General features: G+C 48.8%; 27 protein-coding genes and 1 tRNA gene. 12 read left to right on the top strand and 16 right to left on the bottom strand.

Annotated elements, in window-relative coordinates; all coding sequences use genetic code 11:
* Positions 1 to 40: 40 nt before the first annotated feature.
* Positions 41 to 517, top strand: coding sequence for a macrodomain Ter protein MatP (matP, locus tag K6K13_RS13020; RefSeq protein WP_222157412.1), 477 nt, complete (start codon positions 41 to 43; stop codon positions 515 to 517).
* A gap of 85 nt (positions 518 to 602) precedes the next feature.
* Here matP and ompA read toward each other — a convergent pair whose 3' ends face one another.
* Both ompA and sulA read right to left on the bottom strand, forming a co-directional pair.
* Positions 603 to 1,691, bottom strand: coding sequence for a porin OmpA (gene ompA / locus K6K13_RS13015; RefSeq protein ID WP_222157411.1), 1,089 nt, complete (start codon positions 1,689 to 1,691; stop codon positions 603 to 605).
* A gap of 359 nt (positions 1,692 to 2,050) precedes the next feature.
* Positions 2,051 to 2,560: an SOS-induced cell division inhibitor SulA gene (gene sulA / locus K6K13_RS13010; protein WP_222157410.1), complete on the bottom strand. Its 510-nt coding sequence runs from the start codon at positions 2,558 to 2,560 to the stop codon at positions 2,051 to 2,053.
* Positions 2,561 to 2,784: 224 nt separating this feature from the next.
* On the opposite strand from sulA, the gene K6K13_RS13005 reads away from it, so the two are divergent.
* Complete coding sequence (locus K6K13_RS13005) at positions 2,785 to 3,402, top strand: TfoX/Sxy family DNA transformation protein (RefSeq protein ID WP_222157409.1); 618 nt, start codon at positions 2,785 to 2,787, stop codon at positions 3,400 to 3,402.
* Positions 3,403 to 3,530: 128 nt separating this feature from the next.
* On the opposite strand, the gene yccS is transcribed toward K6K13_RS13005, so the two are convergent.
* The gene (yccS, locus tag K6K13_RS13000) at positions 3,531 to 5,660 is read right to left on the bottom strand and encodes a YccS family putative transporter (protein ID WP_222157408.1); all 2,130 of its coding nucleotides are present in this window, start codon (positions 5,658 to 5,660) and stop codon (positions 3,531 to 3,533) included.
* A 20-nt stretch (positions 5,661 to 5,680) separates the two neighbouring features.
* Complete coding sequence (locus K6K13_RS12995; protein ID WP_196908619.1) at positions 5,681 to 6,127, bottom strand: YccF domain-containing protein; 447 nt, start codon at positions 6,125 to 6,127, stop codon at positions 5,681 to 5,683.
* Between the two features lie 225 nt (positions 6,128 to 6,352).
* Between K6K13_RS12995 and helD the strand changes: the two genes are divergently transcribed.
* Entirely contained in the window at positions 6,353 to 8,407 is a 2,055-nt protein-coding gene (helD, locus tag K6K13_RS12990) for a DNA helicase IV (protein ID WP_222157407.1), read from the top strand.
* Between the two features lie 41 nt (positions 8,408 to 8,448).
* Here the strand turns inward: helD and K6K13_RS12985 are convergent, their stop codons facing one another.
* Entirely contained in the window at positions 8,449 to 8,907 is a 459-nt protein-coding gene (locus K6K13_RS12985; RefSeq protein ID WP_222157406.1) for a methylglyoxal synthase, read from the bottom strand.
* Between the two features lie 143 nt (positions 8,908 to 9,050).
* Entirely contained in the window at positions 9,051 to 9,584 is a 534-nt protein-coding gene (locus tag K6K13_RS12980; protein WP_252120276.1) for a DUF2057 family protein, read from the bottom strand.
* Positions 9,585 to 9,953: 369 nt separating this feature from the next.
* Between K6K13_RS12980 and K6K13_RS12975 the strand changes: the two genes are divergently transcribed.
* Complete coding sequence (locus tag K6K13_RS12975) at positions 9,954 to 10,367, top strand: CoA-binding protein (protein ID WP_222157405.1); 414 nt, start codon at positions 9,954 to 9,956, stop codon at positions 10,365 to 10,367.
* Between the two features lie 36 nt (positions 10,368 to 10,403).
* Here K6K13_RS12975 and hspQ read toward each other — a convergent pair whose 3' ends face one another.
* Positions 10,404 to 10,712: a heat shock protein HspQ gene (gene hspQ, locus K6K13_RS12970; RefSeq protein WP_222157404.1), complete on the bottom strand. Its 309-nt coding sequence runs from the start codon at positions 10,710 to 10,712 to the stop codon at positions 10,404 to 10,406.
* Between the two features lie 201 nt (positions 10,713 to 10,913).
* On the opposite strand from hspQ, the gene yccX reads away from it, so the two are divergent.
* Positions 10,914 to 11,192, top strand: coding sequence for an acylphosphatase (gene yccX, locus K6K13_RS12965; RefSeq protein WP_222157403.1), 279 nt, complete (start codon positions 10,914 to 10,916; stop codon positions 11,190 to 11,192).
* Positions 11,193 to 11,199: 7 nt separating this feature from the next.
* Here the strand turns inward: yccX and tusE are convergent, their stop codons facing one another.
* Positions 11,200 to 11,529, bottom strand: a complete 330-nt coding sequence (tusE, locus tag K6K13_RS12960; protein ID WP_222157402.1) for a sulfurtransferase TusE — start codon at positions 11,527 to 11,529, stop codon at positions 11,200 to 11,202.
* A 143-nt stretch (positions 11,530 to 11,672) separates the two neighbouring features.
* Positions 11,673 to 12,332, bottom strand: a complete 660-nt coding sequence (gene yccA, locus K6K13_RS12955) for an FtsH protease modulator YccA (RefSeq protein ID WP_222157401.1) — start codon at positions 12,330 to 12,332, stop codon at positions 11,673 to 11,675.
* 228 nt (positions 12,333 to 12,560) lie between these two features.
* Here yccA and K6K13_RS12950 point away from each other — a divergent pair.
* Positions 12,561 to 12,648: transfer RNA gene (locus tag K6K13_RS12950), tRNA-Ser, on the top strand.
* Positions 12,649 to 12,806: 158 nt separating this feature from the next.
* On the opposite strand, the gene K6K13_RS12945 is transcribed toward K6K13_RS12950, so the two are convergent.
* Complete coding sequence (locus K6K13_RS12945) at positions 12,807 to 13,328, bottom strand: RidA family protein (protein ID WP_252120275.1); 522 nt, start codon at positions 13,326 to 13,328, stop codon at positions 12,807 to 12,809.
* Positions 13,329 to 13,470: 142 nt separating this feature from the next.
* Between K6K13_RS12945 and K6K13_RS12940 the strand changes: the two genes are divergently transcribed.
* Entirely contained in the window at positions 13,471 to 13,869 is a 399-nt protein-coding gene (locus tag K6K13_RS12940; protein WP_222157400.1) for a hypothetical protein, read from the top strand.
* Positions 13,870 to 13,975: 106 nt separating this feature from the next.
* Here the strand turns inward: K6K13_RS12940 and K6K13_RS12935 are convergent, their stop codons facing one another.
* Together K6K13_RS12935 and mgtS are read right to left on the bottom strand one after the other, a co-directional pair.
* Positions 13,976 to 14,350 carry a hypothetical protein gene (locus tag K6K13_RS12935; protein ID WP_222157399.1) on the bottom strand — a complete coding sequence of 125 codons (375 nt, stop codon included), beginning with the start codon at positions 14,348 to 14,350 and terminating at the stop codon, positions 13,976 to 13,978.
* A gap of 250 nt (positions 14,351 to 14,600) precedes the next feature.
* Positions 14,601 to 14,696 (bottom strand): protein MgtS, encoded by a 96-nt coding sequence (mgtS, locus tag K6K13_RS12930; protein WP_222157398.1) that lies wholly within the window; start codon positions 14,694 to 14,696, stop codon positions 14,601 to 14,603.
* Positions 14,697 to 14,942: 246 nt separating this feature from the next.
* On the opposite strand from mgtS, the gene K6K13_RS12925 reads away from it, so the two are divergent.
* Positions 14,943 to 15,365: an NUDIX hydrolase gene (locus K6K13_RS12925; RefSeq protein ID WP_222157397.1), complete on the top strand. Its 423-nt coding sequence runs from the start codon at positions 14,943 to 14,945 to the stop codon at positions 15,363 to 15,365.
* Positions 15,366 to 15,425: 60 nt separating this feature from the next.
* On the opposite strand, the gene K6K13_RS12920 is transcribed toward K6K13_RS12925, so the two are convergent.
* Complete coding sequence (locus tag K6K13_RS12920) at positions 15,426 to 15,794, bottom strand: DUF4186 domain-containing protein (RefSeq protein WP_222157396.1); 369 nt, start codon at positions 15,792 to 15,794, stop codon at positions 15,426 to 15,428.
* 96 nt (positions 15,795 to 15,890) lie between these two features.
* Here K6K13_RS12920 and K6K13_RS12915 point away from each other — a divergent pair, with 96 nt between their 5' ends.
* Positions 15,891 to 16,319, top strand: a complete 429-nt coding sequence (locus tag K6K13_RS12915) for a universal stress protein (protein WP_222157395.1) — start codon at positions 15,891 to 15,893, stop codon at positions 16,317 to 16,319.
* Positions 16,320 to 16,359: 40 nt separating this feature from the next.
* On the opposite strand, the gene K6K13_RS12910 is transcribed toward K6K13_RS12915, so the two are convergent.
* Positions 16,360 to 16,545, bottom strand: coding sequence for a GhoT/OrtT family toxin (locus tag K6K13_RS12910; RefSeq protein ID WP_222157394.1), 186 nt, complete (start codon positions 16,543 to 16,545; stop codon positions 16,360 to 16,362).
* A 359-nt stretch (positions 16,546 to 16,904) separates the two neighbouring features.
* Here K6K13_RS12910 and K6K13_RS12905 point away from each other — a divergent pair, with 359 nt between their 5' ends.
* From K6K13_RS12905 to K6K13_RS12895, 3 genes are all read left to right on the top strand, one after another.
* The gene (locus K6K13_RS12905) at positions 16,905 to 17,186 is read left to right on the top strand and encodes an Arc family DNA-binding protein (RefSeq protein WP_222161078.1); all 282 of its coding nucleotides are present in this window, start codon (positions 16,905 to 16,907) and stop codon (positions 17,184 to 17,186) included.
* Positions 17,187 to 17,334: 148 nt separating this feature from the next.
* Positions 17,335 to 17,577, top strand: coding sequence for a hypothetical protein (locus tag K6K13_RS12900; protein WP_222157393.1), 243 nt, complete (start codon positions 17,335 to 17,337; stop codon positions 17,575 to 17,577).
* A 738-nt stretch (positions 17,578 to 18,315) separates the two neighbouring features.
* Positions 18,316 to 19,917 carry a methyl-accepting chemotaxis protein gene (locus K6K13_RS12895; RefSeq protein WP_222157392.1) on the top strand — a complete coding sequence of 534 codons (1,602 nt, stop codon included), beginning with the start codon at positions 18,316 to 18,318 and terminating at the stop codon, positions 19,915 to 19,917.
* A 54-nt stretch (positions 19,918 to 19,971) separates the two neighbouring features.
* Here the strand turns inward: K6K13_RS12895 and K6K13_RS12890 are convergent, their stop codons facing one another.
* Positions 19,972 to 21,393, bottom strand: coding sequence for a PepSY-associated TM helix domain-containing protein (locus K6K13_RS12890; protein ID WP_252120274.1), 1,422 nt, complete (start codon positions 21,391 to 21,393; stop codon positions 19,972 to 19,974).
* Positions 21,394 to 21,499: 106 nt separating this feature from the next.
* Positions 21,500 to 21,874, bottom strand: coding sequence for a DUF2946 domain-containing protein (locus K6K13_RS23585; RefSeq protein WP_222157390.1), 375 nt, complete (start codon positions 21,872 to 21,874; stop codon positions 21,500 to 21,502).
* Positions 21,875 to 21,902 lie beyond the last annotated feature (28 nt).

Here is a 21,902-nt window from a genome sequence, read left to right as displayed (position 1 = left end):
ATGCTAAGGTAAGCGTTACACGGTCACTGAAGAATTTATCATGAAATATCAACAGTTAGAGAATCTTGAGTGCGGTTGGAAATGGAAATATCTGGTGAAAAAGCACCGGGAAGGTGAAGCCATCACACGCTTCATTGAGCAAAGTGCGGCTGATGATGCGGTAGACGCGTTGCTAAAAATGGCGAACCAACCGGTGTTGGTGCTTGCTTGGATTAAACAGTGCATGAACCCTGCCTTGGAAAATCGCCTTAAGCAAACGATACGTGCACGTCGCAAGCGCCATTTCAATGCCGAAAGCCAGCTCACGCGTAAAAAATCTATCGATCTTGAATATCTGGTGTGGCAACGGCTAGCGGCATTGGCAACCCGTCGCAATTCGACTTTGTCGGAAACCGTTGTGCAATTGATAGAAGATGCTGAGTCCAAAGAGCGCTATGCGAATCAAATGTCATTGCTAAAACAGGATCTGAAAGCGATCTTGTCTCAAGATAACAGCGACACAAAAAAGAACGGATAAAAAAGACCTGTTCAAAAATGAAGAAAAAAAACCTCGCAATCGCGAGGTTTTTTTATCAGTACAAGGTTATTCAGAAACGAGTAACTTAAGCCTGAGGCTGAGAAACAACGTCTTTGATGCCTTTAACTTCGATCTCAACACGACGATCCGGTGCCAGGCAATCGATCAGCGCTGCACGCGGTTTGGTGTTATCGCAGGTAGAACCGGTAACCGGGTTGGATTTACCCATGCCACGAGCAGAGATCTTGTTCGCCGGGATACCTTTGGATACCAGGTAAGACACGACGTTCTGCGCACGACGTTCTGACAGCGCCTGGTTAGCTTCTACAGAACCGATGCGGTCAGTGAAGCCCAGAACAACAACAGAACCGTCTTTAGGATCCAGATTGCTCAGTTGGCTGTACAGTTGGTCCAGAGACTGACGACCTTCTGGTTTCAGGGTGTCTTTATTGAAGTTGAACAGAACGTCAGAACGCAGTGTGAAACGCTTGGTTTCTACAACCGGTGCTGGTGCTGCAACAGGTGCCGGAGCAGCAACAACTGGTGCCGGAGCATCACCCTGACCGAAACGGTAGGAAACGCCAACGCTCATCAACAGGTTATCAGGACGTGCACCAACGGTGCCTGCATCGCCAATATTGTTGGTCCACTGGTAGTCAACGCGTGCAGCCCAGTCACGATCGAAAGCATATTCGATACCGACAGCAGCCAGCGGGGATACGCCAGTGTCGCTGTCGCTCAACTGATTCGGGTTAACTGTGCCATTAGCATCAACGCGCCATACCATGCCGCCCAGACGAGTATAAACGTCCAGATCTTGCATTACCGGGTAGCTTAATTTAGCAGCCAACTGAACGCCCTGAGCTTTGAAAGCGGCACTGTCAGTTGCGCTGGTCGCAGAACCTGAATATTTCAAACGGCCCAGCCAGTCATAACCTAATTCAAAGCCCAGATATTGGTTTGCCTGATAGCCGACGAATGCGCCTGCGCCCAGTTTGCTTTTGATCGGGTTGTTGTTAAGACTTTCAAAACCATTACCGTAGAAACCGGTGTCATGGAACTGGGATACACCCAGTTTACCGCCAACGTACCAGGTTTCTTCTTTGGGGGCTGCTTGTGCGACTGTAGCAAAGCCAGCCAGTGCCACTGCAATTGCGATAGCTGTTTTTTTCATTTTACGCCTCATTATCATCCAAACCGGCAATTAGCATTAATGCCAATAGGCCTTTGGTTAAATCCTTGACTGAAGCCACTGCTCTTAATTTATAACTAACTGCCAGCCAACTGGCATTATGCAAAGAGCAACTCCAGCGCGTTAAAGTCTACAACGTGATACGAAAGTTACAAGTACGATATGATCTGCCTTGTAGAAAAAACAGCGTTTCATACATACTTCCTAACAAATAATAGTTTATTTTGGCGAATCACAACGTTTATCCGTAATGGTTGACACGCATCACACCTGCATATCCGTGGTTTTGGCGTAAAACAAACCGGTATGACAATACTCAGATGAGAAAACTCTTAATTTACTTAATGGTACAGCGTTGAGTGAATTTTTAGGCGAGAAAATAGTCCATCCTCTTCTCTGCTTATGCACTGTGGTCTCATGATAAATCCGTAGGCGTTTCCTTTTTGAGCAGCTTGCCTCAAACGCATACTTTCTTCTTCCGTCAAATTGTGCTCAAGCCAGCATAAGACAACGCTGTAATTCCCCGTTAACAGCGCTTTTTCCATGGCATCTACAGTTTCATTAGGGCTGAGGTGATAAGGTTGAATCACTTTATCTAAGGGTAAACCCGATTGCTGTAACCAGTGGCGGCTGATTTTTTGTTGGGGGGCCAGCCACAGCAACCAGCGCGATTGCGCGGCTAATTGTTGCAAAAGTGGCAGTAACAGAAGCGTTGTCATTGGGTGCTCAACACTGTAGTCGATTTCGCTGATGATACCGCTGCCGTATCCTGCAACCGTGTGCCGTGGCAATGGGGCACTATGCAGTGAGGCCGGCTGATGACGTTCTGAACGAATAGAGTGCGCACGCATGATGGGTTTCATCCATAGTCGATATACTGTATGTGTATACAGTATATCGACTATGGATGAAAATCAACCTGCTTTTTTTGGAAGCGCTTCGCATAATTGGCATGGCAGTGGGCAGAGATCACATTTTGTGTTTGAAGCCTTACCAACCTTGTGATTAATTACTTTAACACGTTAAGAACACATATACAGACAGAGGATTGATTTTCAATACTAAAGGGTGTTGTATGAATCAGTTATGCAAAAAAAGGATTTTGCAATCAAAAGTTTCTTTCTCCTCATTGGGAGAAATAACCACCCGTTCTCAATTTGGCGGTTATAGCATCGCGGCAAATAAAACGATCTTTGGCCTTATCTCCAACGGAGAGCTTTATTTACGTGCGAACAAGCGCTGTGAGCCACATTTCCTTGCACTGAATATGCCGCATCTGGTTTATACCAAACGGGGCATGCCCGTACCGTTGAGTTACTATCTGGTGGGGGAGGTCTTATGGGAGGAACCGACTCAACTGCTGAAATTGGCCAAAATGTCGCTTGAGGGCGCAGAGCAGGATAAATCAGAGCGTGAGCATTGCACACGGTTGAAGGATTTGCCCAATCTGAATCACGATCTTGAGCGGATGTTATGGAAGGCGGGAATAAAAAATGCTGACGAGCTGCAACAACATGGTGCAAAGGAGAGCTACTTGAAGTTAAAAGCGGTCAGTAAACATGCCAGTGTGAATATTTTACTGGCGTTGGCGGGCGCGATTTGCAGAACGCATCAAGCCGCTTTGCCAAAAGGGGTCAGAAACGAGCTGATTGAATGGTATAAACACCATTCAGCACCGTTGCCTAAAACCTAAAACGCCAACGTGCGCGGTATCTTCAAGGCAATGATACCGCGCTACATGTTTTTACGCTTCGCATCTTCTCTGCACAATTTTTTCAGTGCGTACTTCACCAGACAGTCCCCTTCGACGGATAGCTCCTTTCAGCGGATAGTTCCTTTCAACAGCGTCAGTTCCGGCAAGACATCGATGATCAGACCGATTTGCTGCAAGACCAGTTGCTCCTTACTGTCGGGATCGGGGGCAAGCTGCTGTACCTGCTGTTGACGTGTCAACAACGCCTCTCGCTGCGCTTGTACGTCAATGTCAGGATGATGCAGTGCTGCATCAATATAGCAAATGGCATCATCGAGCAGTTGCAGCGTCTGCGGTATTACCAGCTTTTCTCGGTGGGCACCGAGCGTTGAAATATAGCTCAATAGCGTGTGGTTAAGGCACATAAAGCGAAACGCATCATCGAGCGTGTTTCTGATGGCATGAGGTTCAGAAGACATGTTTGCGACGACAGAGGCCAACTCTGCATCGCTGTTGTGCGCATCGCGGCGCGCGATACGGTAGCGCAAACTGTTGCTTTTACCTTGATGATATTGTTCAAGAATAGCATCCAGATAACGGCAGTTGGCGTTGATGGTTTTATCGATAACCGCAGGTAAACCGCGAAAACGCCAGTCCGGCCAGATAAAACTGACGGCAGCCCAGGCAATGGCACATCCAATCAACGTATCCAGAATGCGTGGCCCTGCCACTTCGAAACCCTCACCCAGTAAGTTAAAGCAGAGTAAAACCAATAGGGTAATAAACAGGGTGGCATGGGCATATTGTACGTTGCGAAAGGCAAAGAACAGCACGCCGCTGATAACAATCAGCGTGAGTTGCCCTTCAAGCGAAGGAACAAAATAGAGTACCGGTATTCCAATCAGGATGCCCGCTAACGTCCCGATGATACGCAAGGCCAACCGCCGTCGCGTCGCATTGTAGTTTGGCTGGCATACAAACAGGCTGGTGAGCAAAATCCAATAGCCGTGCTGCATGTGTGTCAGTTGAATAAGCGCATAACCTCCGCAGAGCAGGGCGGACATGCGGATCGCGTGGCGGAACAGTGCTGAACGGGGGGTAAGATGACGGCCAATGCGTAGCCGAATATCGCTCCAGCCCGTCAACCCGTCATCAGCCAGACTTTCTTCCATCTGCTGTTGCGATTCGAGCCATTGCTCTGATTCAATATTCATTAGCTGAGCATCAATGGCGCGCAGGTTATTCAGCAGATGGCGTAGCGCTTTTCCTTGGGCTGTATTTGCCCCCTCTTTGGTAAAAAAAGCGTGCAGTGCAGCATCCAGATAAACAAACGCCCGCTCAATACGCCCATCGTGCTGATATTTTTGCTGTAACAGAATGGATTGCGCCAATTGGCGACAGGCGCGTGCCTGCATCGTCAGTAAACGTTGAAAACGAAAAAGAATATCACTGTGGCGAAAGGTTTCACGTAACTGAGCGTATTGCACGTGCGAGGAACTGGCGCGTTCGTGAATATCTTGTGCTGCAAAATAGTAGTGCAGCGTGCGGCGGGTGCCCCGCTGTCCGCGATCGCCGCGTAGCCGGGTTAATAAAGAGGCTTTGGCTTGATTGAGCGTTGCCACCACATCACTGTTAACCAGTGCCACATCGATCAATGGGTTATCGGTCGAATCATCAATATCGGGATCAAACAGTGTCGCTTTGGCATCCAGATAGTGGGAAATCTGCTCAAAGCATCGCGCCAGACTGTCCTGCAAAGGACGAATGGGAAAGACAACATGCCCCAGCAACGTCAGCAGGTTGTACCATAACGCACCCGCGAGCAGCAAAAGCGGCTGTTGATACCAATTGTCATACAGGGACACGCCCAGCATAGTGTAAATGGCAATCAGCAGAGCGCCAAAAGCAATAGTGGCGTAGCGTTGACCCAATGCACCGAGCAGGATAAAACCAGCCGTTGAAAAGGCCAGTCCGACGCCGAATAACCACGGGTAAGGAAAAAGCAGTTCTATAGAGACTGATGCGATAAAGAAACAGAGCAGCGTTATAAACAGATTGCGTAATCTGCCGGTAAGACGATCGTCGAGATCGGTCAGCGCAGCGGCCACCACGCCGAGCGTTAACGGAATGGTGGTGGTGGGTTGGCCCATCCACCAGGGCAGCAATGCTGCGCCAGCCAGGGCTATAAAAATACGCGCGTTGTACAACCAACCGCTATTGTATAGGTAACGCCGGAATCCTGAAATGAAAGTCAACAACGTCTGTTCCTTACCGACGGTTAGCGATAGCGACGGCGTGCGTTTCTTTCACGTATCGCCTGCGCCTCTTCAATGGAAACCACACGACGACCTACAGGCCACAGTGCGATGACCGCCAGTTTGAAGTTGGCGATACCGACAGGAATACCGATAATTGTTAGGCATTGCGCAATGCCGCTGGCAATGTGCGATATACACAGCCACCATCCAAAAAGAATAAACCAGAAGACATTGAGGACTGTCCCGCCCGCACTTAATACGGCATTTTTACGCTCAGGCTCTACCTCATCGATGTGAACGGCCTCATTGCCGTAGGGGAACAGCGATAGCTTGGTGATTTCCCAGCATGACCGGGTCAGTGGCAATGTGAAAATCAGAACGATGCTAATTAGCGTTGCAATAAACCAGGCCAGCGTAGTGAAAAATCCGCCCAGCACAAAATTAAGAATGTTCAATACGGCGCGCATTATTGCTCCATGATGTCAGGCGTAGCGAAGGTCTCGTAAATAGGGCATCTATTATTACAAAATACAGACATCTGATGGCATTGCTTCAGCACACATCGCGTATGATGTCACCAGAAAGAATATTACATCAAGCGCAGGGATATCTTAACGTGTTTTAACACTGGAGAAGGGGTCTGTGTCGCAGGTAAACTACCGAAAAGCCGTTTTTTTCATGGCGTAACGAAAATGGAACTGAAAGCAACCTCTTTAGGCAAACATCTGGCACAGCACCCCTATAATCGGGTGAAGCTGCTCAATGCGGGCGTTCAGGTGAGCGGTGAGAAACACGAGTATGTCATTCCCTTTAACCAATTGCTGGATATTCAATGCAAGCGTGGTCTGGTTTGGGGGGAGTTGGAGTTTGTGCTGCCAGAAAACCAGGTGGTACGACTGCATGGCACCGAATGGCAGGAAACCCAGCAGTTTTACCGCTACCTGATGAAAATGTGGCGGCAGTGGAGTGACGACATGAGCGCGGTGTGCGCCGACGCGTTGCAGCACCAAGTCACTGATATCGAGCAAATGCTGAACCAGCACGGGTGGGTTTCACGTCAGGCGCTGGCGGCGTTACAGACAGATATTCGTGCAACGCTCGCGTCCTTGCCGCTGCCTGTCGCCAGGCTGACGGAGTTTGTGAACTGTTGTGACCGCTACACGCTTTGTCAGCAGTGGCTCGCTGAGGGCGAATCGTGCAGAACCGCCTGTAATCACACCTGGATGGAAAAAACGCTCTCCTCAGAGCAGGCATTTTTTGACGGCGTTGAAACGACTCCGCTTAATGTTTCGCAGTGTCGCGCCGTCATCAACGGTGAAGATTCCGTATTGGTGCTGGCCGGTGCTGGCAGTGGAAAAACGTCCGTACTGGTGGCGCGCGCTGCCTGGTTGCTGCACCGCAACGAAGCGATGCCGGAACAAATTCTGTTACTTGCCTTTGGCCGCAAAGCCGCGCAGGAGATGAACGAACGTATTCAGGCGTGCTTGCACACGGACGCTGTACAGGCCAAAACCTTCCATGCGCTGGCACTGCATATTATTCAACATGCTACGCGTAAAGCGCCGTCTATCAGCCAATTGGAAAGCAATGGCGCGCTACGACATGCGTTGCTGATTAAAACCTGGCAGCAGCAGTGCGCGGAAAAGAAAGCGCAAGCCAAAGGATGGCGGGAGTGGCTGAGCGAGGAGATGGCGTGGGATGTGCCTGACGGCGAGTTCTGGCTTGATCCGCGTCTGGCTGCGCGCTTGAGCGGTCGTTTGGATCGCTGGCTCGGACTTATGCGCATGCAGGGCGGGAGCCAAAATGAGATGCTGGTGCTGGCGGATGATGAGCAGCGCCCACGATTGCAGCGTGGTTTGCGCTTGATGGCCCCTTTGCTTAAAGCATGGAAAGCCGCATTGAAAGAGGAAGGCGCGGTAGACTTCTCCGGCCTGATACACCAGGCGGTGAATCTACTGGATAAAGGGCGCTTTATCAGCCCCTGGAAGCATATTCTGGTCGATGAGTTTCAGGATATTTCACCCCAACGTGCGCAACTGTTGGCCGCGCTGCGCAGGCAAAATCTGCGTACCCGCCTTTTTGCTGTCGGTGATGACTGGCAGGCGATTTACCGTTTCAGTGGCGCGGAACTGACGCTGACTACCGCATTTGAGCATCACTTTGGGCGCGGTGAACGCTGCGCGCTGGATACAACCTACCGCTTTAATGGTCGCATTGGTGAGATTGCCAATACCTTTGTGCAGCAAAATCCGCATCAATTAAAGAAACCCCTCAACAGCCTGCGTGCCGGTGATAAAAAAGCGGTCATGCTGCTGCCTGAAACACAGTTGGAAGCGTTGTTTGATAAGCTCAGCAGTTACGTCACGCCTGATGAGCGTATTCTTGTGCTGGCGCGCTATCACCATTTGCGGCCAGCCATGCTGGATAAAGCGAGTGTGAGGTGGCCAAACCTGGTTATTGAGTTTATGACGATTCATGCCAGCAAGGGGCAACAGGCTGACTATGTGGTGATTGTGGGGTTAAACGAAGGCAAAGAAGGTTTCCCTGCCTTACCGCGTGAAAGTTTGCTGGAGCAGGTCTTGTTGCCCCGGCCAGAGCCTTTTGCTGATGCGGAAGAACGGCGTTTACTTTATGTGGCACTCACCCGTGCGAAACACCGGGTCTGGTTGCTCTACGATCGTGACGCACCGTCTGTCTTTGTTGAGCAATTACAGCGTATCGGTGTGCCGCTTCACAGGAAACCTTAATAACAGCGCTGCCAGCAACCAGGTAGCGCTGATGTACCGCGTTACTTCAGACGCTCATTCAGATAGCGTTGGTAGTCGGGAATGGCGATCTCAACGGGCTGTTTAAAAAGGGCTGAGTTAACCAAAAAGTCAGCGGTGGAACGGTTGGTTGCGACCGGAATATTCCAGACGGTCGCCAAGCGAAGCAGAGCCTTGACATCAGGATCGTGTGGAACCGCATTCAGTGGGTCCCAAAAGAAGATCATCAAATCGATTTTTCCTTCCGAAATCAAGGCTCCAACCTGCTGGTCTCCCCCCATCGGGCCGCTCAGCATGTTCTTGACCGGAAGCGCGGTAGTGCGTTGGATCAGGTTCCCCGTGGTGCCTGTCGCGTAAAGGTGGTGCTCAGACAGCGTGTTCTTGTGTGTACTCACCCAATCCAGCAGAGCCTGCTTACAGTGGTCGTGTGCCACTAAAGCAATGTGCTTATGTTCAGGAATAGTACGGGTGGTGAGTTCCATGTTTACGTCCTTTCATCAGAATAATAAACACAGATTACGAGAACACTATTTCGCTGAAAAGATGTAGATGAAAAAAATGCGACTAACACCCAGCGCATTGATGCAACTGCGGTTAAAATAATCAAAACAGCGGTGCGATTTTATTACTTGTCCTTTTCCTTTGCCCATTTCAGAAAACGATCCTGGGTGTCTTTGTCTGCCTGCCGAAACCAGTATTTGAGAATAAGAAAAGGGTCAATGCTGTCTTGGGCATTGGCTGCGTTATTCTCAGGCCAGGTTTTTGCGTTCTGTTTGGGCGAAGTAAAGGCGGTGACGGATGCATTTTTATTGGCAGCATTGTACTGTGCCAGAATGGGCTCCAACTGGTGAGCGAGCTCATCACTGCTCAGTTCAAGCCTGTCGAGGCGTGCGCTGATAGGGTTATTGTGGTTATCCACAAGTTGATAGTGCGTGTCGAGGTCGAAATGTTCGCGTGCCTTGGGCGTGTCGAGTGCGGGTAACTGGATGGTAATAACGTCCTGATTACGCATATTGAACGCGGCCAACAACAGCGGCGATGAGTACGTGCGTTTTTCACTGCCAGTGGTAGACGTCGTTTTTACCACCCGAAACAACAATTGATGTTGCCCGTTATCCAGTTCCAGACTGTCGGCACCTTTCAACAGTGAACTGGACACCTTTTGCCCATCAACGGCGAGAGTTCTATATCCTGATGTAACTTTAGGGTGGTGGCAGCGCTGGCCATACTGCTCGTGACGAAGAAAAGCAACACTAAAACACGATACAATTTCATCAGCTTTCCTCCGGCATCATTTAACTCGCCATTGTTGAGTATTTGGCTAAATGTGTCAAAGTTTTCATTTTTTAACAGTTTTTTATCGGTGCCAGGATTTACCGCCCCATTTGTGTTTACTGCTTTGTTTATCTGAAAATTCTACTTCAGACATGCCAAATTGAATACCCGCGTTCCCGGCAAGGTAAGACAAAAATTAGGCGGCACGGTGGTGTACACTGTAAAAGAGTCCATAGTATACGAGGTAACAACAATGAAGGATGCAGAGATTAAATCGGTGTTGGAGAGAGTAAAAACGATTGCGTTGGTCGGTGCCAGTGAGAAAGTCTCTCGTCCCAGTTACGGTGTGATGGCTTATTTATTGGAGCAAGGGTACGAGGTGATCCCCGTCAGCCCTAAACTGGCAGGGCAAGAACTCCACGGTCAACGGGTTTATGCGTCACTTGCCGATATTCCTGGCAAAGTGGACATGGTCGATGTTTTTCGCCAGCCAGAGGCGGCTTACGAGGTGGCTAAAGAGGCCATTGCCATTGGCGCAAAAGTGCTGTGGCTGCAAATTGGCGTCATCAACGAGCAAGCGGCGGTGCTGGCAAAAAATGCCGGACTTGAGGTTGTGATGGATCGCTGTCCCAAAATCGAAATTCCGCGCTTGGGTCTTGCTAAGTAATAAGCCTGTACGTAATGCCGGCCACAGCGGCCGGTATTAATGCTGTAAGCGAGGCGCTCGCTGTTTGATCTCTTTAGCAAGCTCATTCAGAGAAGGGTGTCTGTCATCATCGGGCGCTTCTTGCATCAACTGTGCTTCCGCCAGATAAGTATGAATGGTTTCCCCTTGTTCATCTTCCATCACAACATGATACCAAGGTGCAGAACGCAGCGTATCATGGGCATCAAGTTCCTCCCACGCCGGGCTCACCAGCGAGTATTCAGGATCGATATCAATCACGACACCAGGGTACCCCAGCAGTTTATGACGAATCTGTTCTCCAATACCGAATTTACAGATAATCATAATGCCTCCTGAGATAATCTGACTCTGTAACCTTACTTTTATATGGGCGCGAATGCCCAGATTTCAAGCCGCAGGTAGAAAGGTAACGTCGGGTATTTGCTACCGGATTAAGATTATTTTACTGTTAATAGTATGATGCATATTGCGTTGCCGTGCAGGAAATAAATGTGCCTGTCCATTTCTGATTGAGGAGGCGTTTAGATGTCAGAACACGGTGTCACAGCCTATGTGTACGGTGTGGTGCAAGGTGTTGGTTTTCGTTATCACACTCAACAACAGGCGCGACAACTGGGTATAAAAGGGTATGCCAGAAATTGTGAGGATGGCAGTGTGGAAGTGGTAGCCTGTGGTGAGCCGCAGCAGGTTGAGCAACTTATCGCTTGGCTAAAAGCAGGTGGGCCGCGTAGCGCTCGTGTTGAGCGTGTTCTTACCGAACCCTGCGCGATGATGGATTACACTGGTTTTTCAATCCGCTATTAGCTGAGCATCAGATACATTTTACCGGTTTAGGTAGTCCTGCAATTTTGGTGGCCTGTTTGGCCGGGCCTTTCGGGAATAGCCGATACAGGTAGCGGCTATTACCTTTTTCTTCACCGTACTTTTGCGCCATTGCTTTTACCAGCATGCGAATTGCCGGTGAAGTATTGAACTCCAGATAGAAGTGGCGAACAAAACGCACCACTTCCCAATGCGCGTCCGTTAACGTGATATCTTCCTGCTTTGCCAGTAGCGGTGCGAGAGATTCGCGCCAATCAGCGCTGTTAAGCAGGTATCCTTGTGCATCCGTTTCTATAATACGCCCTTCGAACTCCAACATAATGCCTCGTAACCCTTGTTTTAAGCGAAGTGTAGCAAAGAAATTTAGCCGGAAGAATGGGGTAGGCGGGGAATAAAAAGGCCTGAGCGCAAACCCAGGCCTGTTACATCAGTGGAACGACAAAGGCAAAAGCCTCTATTCGGTTAGTTGTTGCGCATGATACCCAAAATGCTCAACAAGCTTACGAACAGGTTATAAATGGAAACGTACAGGCTCACCGTGGCGCGAATATAATTCGTTTCACCACCGTGAATGATGTTGCTGGTTTCCCAGAGAATGGCGCCTGCCGAGAACAGAATAAACAAGCCGCTCAACGCAAGATGCAACGCAGGGAGTTGCAGGAACAGATTGGCAATTACCCCGACGATCAGAACAACAAATCCCGCCATCATCATTCCGGACAGGAATGACATGTCCTTACGCGTTGTCAGAACATAGGCAGAGCAACAAAAAAAGACCAACGCCGTGCCGCCCAATGCAAGCATGATAATGTCAGAGGCGCCGGAGGCAATCAGTGAGCTCAGGATTGGGCCCAGCGTGTATCCCATAAATCCGGTGAGCGCAAATGCTGCCAGAATACCTGCGGGACTGTTAGCGAGTTTGTGGGTCAAAAACATCAGCCCGTAAAACCCTATCAGCATCAACAACAAGCCCGGCGCGGGGAGGTTTAGCACGGTGCTGGCGGTAGCAGTAAGTGCGGAAAAACCCAGCGTAAGCGATAAAAGGAAATACGTGTTACGCAGCACCTTGTGCGTGCTGAGCAGTGAGCTTTCCTGTCTGGAAGAGACAACAATACGATCCATGGCAGCGACTCTCTCTGTTAACTGATTATTATGACTCAGGATATCAGCATAGATAGTTGCACAGGGTTATTAAAGACGTTTTACCCTTCTTTACGCTGTGAGGTGCTAATTTTATAAGCATTATGATGATATTACGTCCAGTTAACGCTAAATAGGTTATTTTTAGCGCAGTTGAGCATTATCATGCTTTACAACCTCGCAGGCTGTGTTTATAGTTCGCTTCGTTGTGGAGGGGTGGCCGAGTGGTTTAAGGCAGCGGTCTTGAAAACCGCCGAGCGTAACAGCTCCGTGAGTTCGAATCTCACCTCCTCCGCCACTCATTCAATAGAATCGATACGTTAACAATAGTCTTCGGTTTTATCCTGCATAAGATGCAGCATCAAAGTCCCTTAGCAGGGACTTTTTTGTTTGCGCTTTATCTGCTTTTTATTATTACCTGCTCTGATTATCCATCTATCCGCTACAGCGTGGTGCCTAATGATTTGAGGTTACTACGGCTGTCCCGTCTATCATGCACAGGCAGTTTTCGTTGATAAAATCAGTAAATACCGTCATCCGTGCTGGATAGTGTCCGTCAGTGAAAAATTCGCGAAAAGTATCACGGACCGCAGGGAAATCGTGTCGGTGTTTTAGATAAAGCGTCAACTGAACCATATCATCTAGACTTGCGTCGACCGACTGAAGTGTTTTTTGCAGAGCGTTCAGGGATGCTTTTGCCTGATACACTGCATCCGCTTTCTCATGACCGCCACTGTGGTGCGCCAGGAAAATAAACCCTCCTGCTACTACGCATGCTGGGCAAGTATCATCCTTCGTGTGGGATGCTGCTCTTACTATCATCACGTCGTCCTCAGAGTAAATTGTGTCTGAACTGTATTTATATACAGTTAAAGGGGCAAGGTTTTTTTTGCGATAACCACATTGAAGATGTGAGGTTGTGAACGCGCTCTGATTTTCCCCATATCCTGATGTAAAAGGTGGAGATGGCTGAGTCACGGTCAAAACCTAAATAATGACAAAACAGCTTTCGTTTTTTGACAGAAACTCATCATATTCCTAAAGAACGAAATATTGCCTGTGACATGATCGGCGCTTATTTCGAATTAACGATTTTACTCATAGAAATTTAGGTGATGTCATGCAATTAGGTAAAACTATAGTGGTATTAGCGCTGGGGGTGTTATCAGGATGCGATGCACAACAAGCAGAAAACAGCGACAAGAACAACAATCGTGCGCAGGCTGATAATTCAGTGCCGATCATTATCGCGTTAAAAGACAGAGGGGAAGGGTTTCAGGAAATTCCTTCGACGTTGCTTATCAAGCAGACGGTGTCCGGTGATTCCGTTGAATCTCCCGAGCGTGCAACCGTGACCATCGAGGAGGATATTCCTACTGATGATTCAGTGGCTGCAATGCGTTATGTCTATCAGTTATCTAAGAGAGATGACACCTGGAAAATAGACAGTAAAGATATCAGCCAGCGGTGTGTCAGTGGGCGAGGGAGTGCCGATTTTTCCAAGGAGCTTTGCCGCTAATCTCATTCGGATAATGGCACTCGGTGAGCTCGATTATCATGCTTAAAAAAGGTGCGTCGCGTGCCACCCGTGCTGTTTCCAGGTGGCCCTATTCGCGCCTCCACAGTCAGGCAATCTCTGTTTGCAGACCTTCCTTTGCCCTCTCTTTAATGCTTTCCTGAACTCTGTGAGTGACACGACTCTTGTCTTCGGGCGACATGGCCTCAAACTCTTCTTTGGAGATCCCCATTGAAGCCAGAATCGAGAAAAAGAGTCGCTCTTGCGCAGACATATCAAGCCATTCCTGCAATTCTTGTGCGGCGGCAGACTGTTGAGACACTTGCGTGGGTTGAGCACTGACCGCATTTTCTTGTTGAGTCGGATGCTCTTTCGCTACCGCTTTTTTTAACTCAATATCGAAAGCATTTCCTTGCGAAGCAATCAGGCGTGATGCTGATGATGTCAACGCGGTATGCGTAGCCAATGTTTCAGTGATGGACATTCATATTTTCCTGTGCAAAGAGAGGAAATACGATAATGCTACTTTTTTAGAGATTCCATTCGGAGGGTAACCGCGCTAATTATGGCTAAATTACCGGATAGGCACGCAGTATTGGTGACGTAAGAGTAACGGTGAGATGGTTAAGCTGAGGGTAATGAGTAGACGGTATAGTTAGGATGCAAATTGAAAATTGCCTCCTCTCTGCCATGATGGCACGAGAGGAGTCATCGATTGGGGGGATCAGTGTTCATTAGTCATCCCATTTAGGGATAAAGAAGGCGATAATAAAACCTACCGCTACGATAACAGCGAGTACGCTGATAAATACATTTTCGTTTGCCAACATAGTAAAACTCCTTGGGTTAAGTAATTCGATAGATAATCCTCTGCGATAAAAACAGCCTGACTAAATTTCAAGGAGAATTCTAAGATATACACCTTAAACGGGCTTTAAATAATCGCTACTTTTGGCCGTGCAGTTGGAATAAGGGCGAAATTGAACATAGTGGGATCTTTCTTTGATCGCGATCTCACTTCATTTTCACCACCTCGGGTAATCTTCTCGGCCCTTTTTGTTGAGGAAGCATTAGTGATGAGTAAGATAAGAGCGAAATCGGTCTGCCTATTCCGCCACAACGGGCGAGTGCTGCTAGCGGAAGGACACGATCCGGTCAAGGACTCGCATTATTTGTTACCCATCGGCGGTGGCGTTGATTTTGGTGAAACCTCTGAGGCTGCGGCTATCCGTGAAGTCAAAGAGGAGATTGGCGCTGATGCCGTTGATCTGACGCTGTTGGGCATATCCGAAAATGTTTTCGAATACAACGGAAAGCCGGGTCACGAAATCGTTTTTGTTTATGAAGGTCTGTTTGCCGATAAGGCGTTTTATCAGCAAGAGGTAGTTCACGGCGTTGAATCCAATGGCATGCCAATTGTGATGCGCTGGATCGATCAGACCGCCGTGCTGAGTGATGCGTTTACTGTGTTTCCTAATGGCATAAAGGGCATGTTATAGCCTGTCTTGCCGCGACGTAAATCAGCGCCAAGCGTCGTACTTTTTGGCGGCACACCGTTGTTATCTCTGTGCCAGTGGTTCTCGCTTGGCGATTTCTCGTTCCAACCATGCCATCACGACGCTCACGATATAGTCTTGTTCTTGTTGGCTAAGCGCTTGGTGTGCGGCAATGCCATGCCATTTTGTTAAACATCCCCGGCAGCAGGTCGCCGTGGCATGTTGCGCAATAAATACAGGATGGCCGCGCATTGGGGTTTGTTTGCCATCATTGCGCGGTTCGGCGGGCGCTAAACGTTGTGCAATGAAATCAGTAGCATGTTGTTTGATAACATCGAAGCCCTTTTGATTCATATAGCTAAACTCTTTTGGCCCGAGTGCAAAACGTTGTCGAAATGCCGAACGAGACAATCGTAAGAAAAGATCGTCCATAGAAAACCTACCTCACAGATTTATAAAGCGTTATTTTACATCATACCGAGGTGGGATATGCTTTTCTTAAGCGGGAATCTGCAATAAGGAGCTGCTATGTATACGACGATACTGGTCCCTATCGATCTGGAAGAAGATGAGTTAACGCATAATGCCTTGCAGCATGCGGTACAACTGGCAAAGGCGTCGGGTGCCACACTTCACTTGTTTCATGCCTTGCCCGATGCCTCTGCGTTTATGTCTGCCTACTCATTTGGTATCAAAGAGTTTGAAAATCAAGCCGTGGTCAAAGCAAATGAGGTACTTAAAGCACTGGTGGCAAAGACCGGTCTTCCGGTAGAGCATGTGCACTATAGCGTCAGCTTCGGTTCTCCCCGAGATGAGACCTTGCAACTCGCGCAAGAGATTGGTGCGGATCTGATTGTGGTCGGTTCACGCAGACCCAATGTGAAAACGTATTTGCTCGGTTCTAACGCCGCCGCCATCGTCCGTCATGCAACAACCACGGTACTGGTGGTCAGATAGTCAATCGCTGTTGTGCGGCGCTGTCGGTCGGTAGGCGCCGCTACAGCAGTGAAAACAGTAATACCAAAGGAAAGCTCAGTGGCCAGGTTAATCCAATCAGTATCGAGGCCAGAAAACGCATCAGCAGGGATTTATCTCGGCTTAGCAAAAACGTTATTACCATCGCAATGATGGCACCCAACATGTAGGCATGCTTGATAAATTCCCAGACGGCGTGGTGTGACACAGCAGGTTCCTTTTCGTGGCGGCGCGCCATTCTAATGTGTTAATATATTATGATCAACGCGTTAAGTCTGATGTTGTGGCTTCGATCGCAAGTCATTTACCTTCTTTTCATTGTAAGTAAAATAATTGGCTTACCAATAATTATTATTGTCATCTCTTTTCGCAATAATTCAGGTTGCAGACTGACGATGCTGCCATGATGACTCGAAATCACACAGCGGTGTCAAAATGGGTAACTGGCGGAGTCTGCATAGCGTGGTGTCTTTTTCATGACGGAAATATTAAATTTTTGTGTCATGCTAGACTTTACCATACGACTAACATACCGTGTCCTTTTATCTCTTAAAGAAAGGTAAGAAAATTAGTGAGATATCCAGTTTATCTTTAAAAATCCCCCAAGAGTTGAAAGAGCAAATTAAGGCGGCTGCCTTAGAAAATCAGGTTTCCATTAGTGCAGAAGTGGCAGCGCGTTTGGCGAAAAGTTTTGCTATTGCCGCTAAGGATAGCGTCGATGCAGAACAGGCTGATGTAGATAACCAGCATACCGAAGAGGTTGTTGAACAACCATTGAGTCAAAAAGAATTGAAAAAAATCAGACAGTTGATAAAAGATAAGAGCAAAGGCACTTCCAAGAAAAAGTGATGTTGCCAAATGAAACCTCACCGTATTGCTGATGACGGTGGGGTTTTTTTATTGTCAGTAGCGATCGATGTCGTGTTTTTGAAGCCTTGTTTTAAGGTTTTCCCCGCTCTGGCCGATGAAAAAAGTTTAGGCATTGGGAGGGGCGAATATGTTACTGGGGATATTAAAAGAAACACTGATTTTTCAGCATCGGGATAACAATCGATTCTATCGTTATGAGATTTTAAAAAATGAGCACCGTGGTGGCTATTTTGCTATTATTTATTTATCTGAAGCTCACACTCAGCAGAGTAAGAAAACATCAGGTTGGGAAATAATCGCTCCCTTTATGCAATTGAAGTCAAATTATCTTCCTAATGCCAGAGTAGAGTGCGAATTACATTTTAATTAAATGCACAAAATGGCTGTTTTGCAATAATATTAATGTTTAAATATTACCTGACGTATCCTGTGATTATTATATCAATAATATTGCTCTCTTGCTTAAAGGCAATAGAGCAATATTAGCATTAACGGCTGTGTATTTTCTTATGTTCCTCTCTGCAATGGGTAATCCTCCGAGATTATTTATTTGATAATGTTTTAAATTTGTTAATGCGAAATCGACGCGGCCAGTGGTTATAATTTACCTTGAATTTAGATAAATATTTCCATAATGATCGATTATGGTGATATATGGGTTTTGTAAATAAAAATAGACATATAAATTTCATTCAATCAGTAAAGAAATCGTATAATATGCCGTTGAACATAAGTCTCTGGCTTTGCGTGAATACAACCGTACCCAGAATGAGAGTATGGTTTTTTTCGTAACTATCAGAAAGAAGTGCTATGTTTATCTTAATGATTTTTATTAATTTATTTTATTAAAAGGACGCGATGTGTCAATGCGTAACAAGGATTGTTCTAATGAACGGGTTTCATACAAGATTTAATGCCGCACGCGCGCAGCTAACATATTCGATTATCTCGCATGTGTGTCGCCATCCATCGGGTGATGCTATGTGTTGATGTCATATCTACAGGGATAAATAGCGCATACCGCTATTCAGTGAATAGACTTCTGTTGAACGAAACGGTCAACACGGGGGCCGTGACGTTTATAGTAAAGATGAATAAAGGAATTTATATGAATCTGTCAAATTGGCGTATTGGATATCGGCTAGGGATAGGGTTTTCACTTCTGGTATTAATGCTATTGATCGTCGGCGTGATGTCATTGGGACGACTGGCCGATTTCAACACTCAGATAGACCGGATTGTGTCCAGTGACTATCCGCTCACGGTAAAGGGAAACCAACTGATTGGTGAACTTAATGGTTATGCACTTAGCCAACAGCGCGTATTGTTGACGACATCAGAACAGAATATCAAAAAAGAGATGGAGTCGATGAAACAGCGCACTGTCACTGTTTCAGCGTTGATGGAAGAGTTACGTAAATCCGCCAATGACACGCGCTCACAAGCGATATTACAAGAGATTAATCAGGCGCGTGGGGATTTTCATACCTCTAGCACCAAGTTCGCTGGATATATCAATGCCGGTGATACTGCTGCCGCGCTCAACGAGTTTATGACGGCAACCGAGAAAAGTATTCAGGCTTACAAAGCCGCCATTAGCGCGTTTATTGACCACCGTGATGACCAGATGTCGGTCTCGCAGCAGCAGGTGGCGCAAAGCTATACCAACACCCGACTGTTGCTGGTGGGGATGATCCTTGCAGCCATTCTGGTCAGCGTGATCGTAGCTGCCGCTATCACTCGCAGTGTCACGCATCCACTTAACGAGGCATTGTCTATTGCTGAGCGTGTTTCGACCGGGGATCTCACCTCGGATATTCTTGTCACGCGCAAGGATGAAACCGGTTTATTGCTACAGGCATTGAGGAATATGAATGACAGCCTGCGCCATATTGTCAGCCAGGTGCGGGATGGTGCGGAAAGCATATCCAGTGCCGCAGGCCAGATCGCCGCAGGCAATCAGGATTTGTCAGCGCGTACCGAAGAGCAGGCGAGCTCGCTAGAGCAGACGGCATCCTCGATGGAGCAATTAACGGCAACCATTAAAAACACCGCAGATAATACGACGGAAGCGACACAGCTTGCCGCACAGGGGTCACAAACGGTACGCGAGAGCGGTGAGTTGATGAATGATGTCACCACCGAAATGCGTGGCATTCGTGAATCCTCACAGCGGATGGCGGAAATTATCGGCGTGATCGACAGCATTGCTTTTCAAACCAATATTCTCGCGCTGAATGCGGCCGTTGAAGCGGCGCGTGCCGGTGAGCAGGGGCGCGGTTTTGCCGTGGTAGCAAGCGAGGTCCGCGCGTTGGCACAGCGTAGCGCGACGGCGGCGAAAGAAATTAAAGAGCTGATTGATGGCTCCGTGGAAAAGGTGCGCCAGGGTATGGTACTGGTGGAGAAAACCGCCGTTTCCATGCAGACGCTGGTGACTAACGTTGAGGGGGTTAACGGCATCGTCACGGAGATTGCTCAGGCAAGCCGTGAGCAGAGCGATGGGGTTAATCAGATCAACTTGGCTGTGGGGCAGATAGACACCACGACCCAGCAAAATGCGGCGCTGGTAGAAGAATCAGCGGCGGCGGCATTGTCGTTACAAGAGCAAGCCCAGGCGCTGACCAGTACGGTCAGCATTTTTAAACTGGGCAGCTATCACGAAGGCCCTGTAGCGCATCAAGAGACGCTACGCATGTTGCCCGGTGCATAAGAACATTGCGGCTCTGTACCTCTGTCAGCGCCGCAATGCCCCCTCAGCGAACCGTCACTGTGGTGCGTGTGGCAGCGCGTCGGCGTTTTGTAGCGCTTGATGGCGTCGCCACCGCACGATATCTATCAGCAAGAACATCAGCGAACTAACGCCCATGACGGGCAAACTCCCGCCCAGTAACAGTGCGAGGCAGCCGACAAGTAGGCGTACCGCGAGCGGCAACGTGGTGAAGGCGGCGCAAAGCGTGTTAGCCGGATGAGGTTGGCCTCCAGGGCGCTGTCGACGTAGCCACCACAGACGGTATCCCCATACTATCAGGGTGCACAGCCCCAATCCGAACGCGGCCAGAATCAGTTGATTGGGCAACCCGAACAATACACCCATATGGGCATCTACGCCCCAGCGCGTCAGTTTTGCAGCAACAGGATAATCTGCAAATCTGATGTAATCGACGACAGCACCGCTGTCAGGATTGATAGCGACCATATCGGCCTGGGTCGGCCACCGTCGCTCAATTTCCGTCACGGTCCAGGCATTATGTGCGCTTTTTGCCGGCCGGATCTCCAGTTTATTGGCGCTGATCCCCGCGTGTCGTGCTATCGCCAATACGCTATCGACATTATCTAACACCAAGGGGGGAGCGGCGTGATGAGCCATGGCCGCACCGTGGTGTTCGGCATGTGCATCCTGTACTGCGGTGGCGGAATGGGTTCCTTGCGCGGTGTTCAGGGTTGGCGTTTGCCAACCTAATGCGTTGCGCCATACGCCAATATTATTGCCTGCCCATTGTGACCAGGTCAGCCCGGTGGCGGAGAAAAATAGCATCCCGATGAGTAACGTTAGCCCCAACGTGCTGTGTATGGCGCGCAAGCGGGCAGTGAGCGGCAATTTACGGCGCGGAGCGGTTCGTGCAGGCTTACGCGTTCTCCACCACAGATAAACGCCGCCGAGTGCAGCGATCCACAGCCAGGATGCCGCCAGTTCACTGTAGAGACGGCCAATGGAACCGAGGAATAGCCCCTGATGCAAACGATCGAGCCAGGTTCGCAAAGGCAATATTCCTGATGTGCCATATACCGTGAGCTGGCCCTGTATGGCCAGTGTGCTTGGATTGACAAACACGGCGAGGTATTCAGAAGGGGCGGCGTCAGGGAATCGGAATAGCACACGACTGGTGTCGTGCGGTGTGGGCGCAGGGCGTATGGCCAGCCATTGGGCTGAGGGTTGATCAGCCAGTACAGCCTGAGCGGCGGCTATCTGTGCGGCGAGCGGCTGTGCTGCGCCGGGCATATCAACATGCAACTGTTGCGTATACAGGCGTTCTTCAATCTGCGGTGTCAGCACATACAGCGTACCGGTGAGCGCAGCAACAAAGATAAACGGCCCAACGAACAGACCAATATAGAAATGCAAGCGTAATATCAGCGCCATTACCGCCGCAGAGAGGGACTTTTTGTCAGCGTTTACGGTATCCATAGCATGGGAGCCCTTGTCATCGTAACAAGAAGAAAATAAAGGAAAAGACGACATCGTCTTGTGACGGGACGTTATCCAATATCAAATTTTTGTGCTTAGGGGTGTGTTATATGACTGTCGGCGGTGCGCGAGGTGATTGGATGCGATAACACTCGGTGACAATGTTGTGCCGTGGACGTGGCTCATTCACCGTGGACTGCGTGATAAATCGCGGATCGAGAGGCGAAGAGTTATCAGGAAACAGCGCTGGGTGATGGGATAACAGCCCACAGTAACCACAGGCGTCGTGGCCTATTGTTACGCCGGATGACAGGGGTAACGGTGTTGCCGGTTTACTGTGAGAATGATGGTGCTGAGTAAGAGTTGGCGGAGTATAATCATGCCGCATTAACGCCTGTGAAACGATGGGCGCGATGAAAATCATCAGCAACGCGAAGAGGCTTAGCGTGGTGGCAATTTTGTTATGGCGCAATGCGTTCATGTAAGAATCAGTAAGCGTCGATGCAAGT

The organism is Symbiopectobacterium purcellii (assembly GCF_019797845.1).
GTDB lineage: Bacteria > Pseudomonadota > Gammaproteobacteria > Enterobacterales > Enterobacteriaceae > Symbiopectobacterium > Symbiopectobacterium purcellii.
This window is presented reverse-complemented; position numbering and strand designations above follow the sequence as displayed.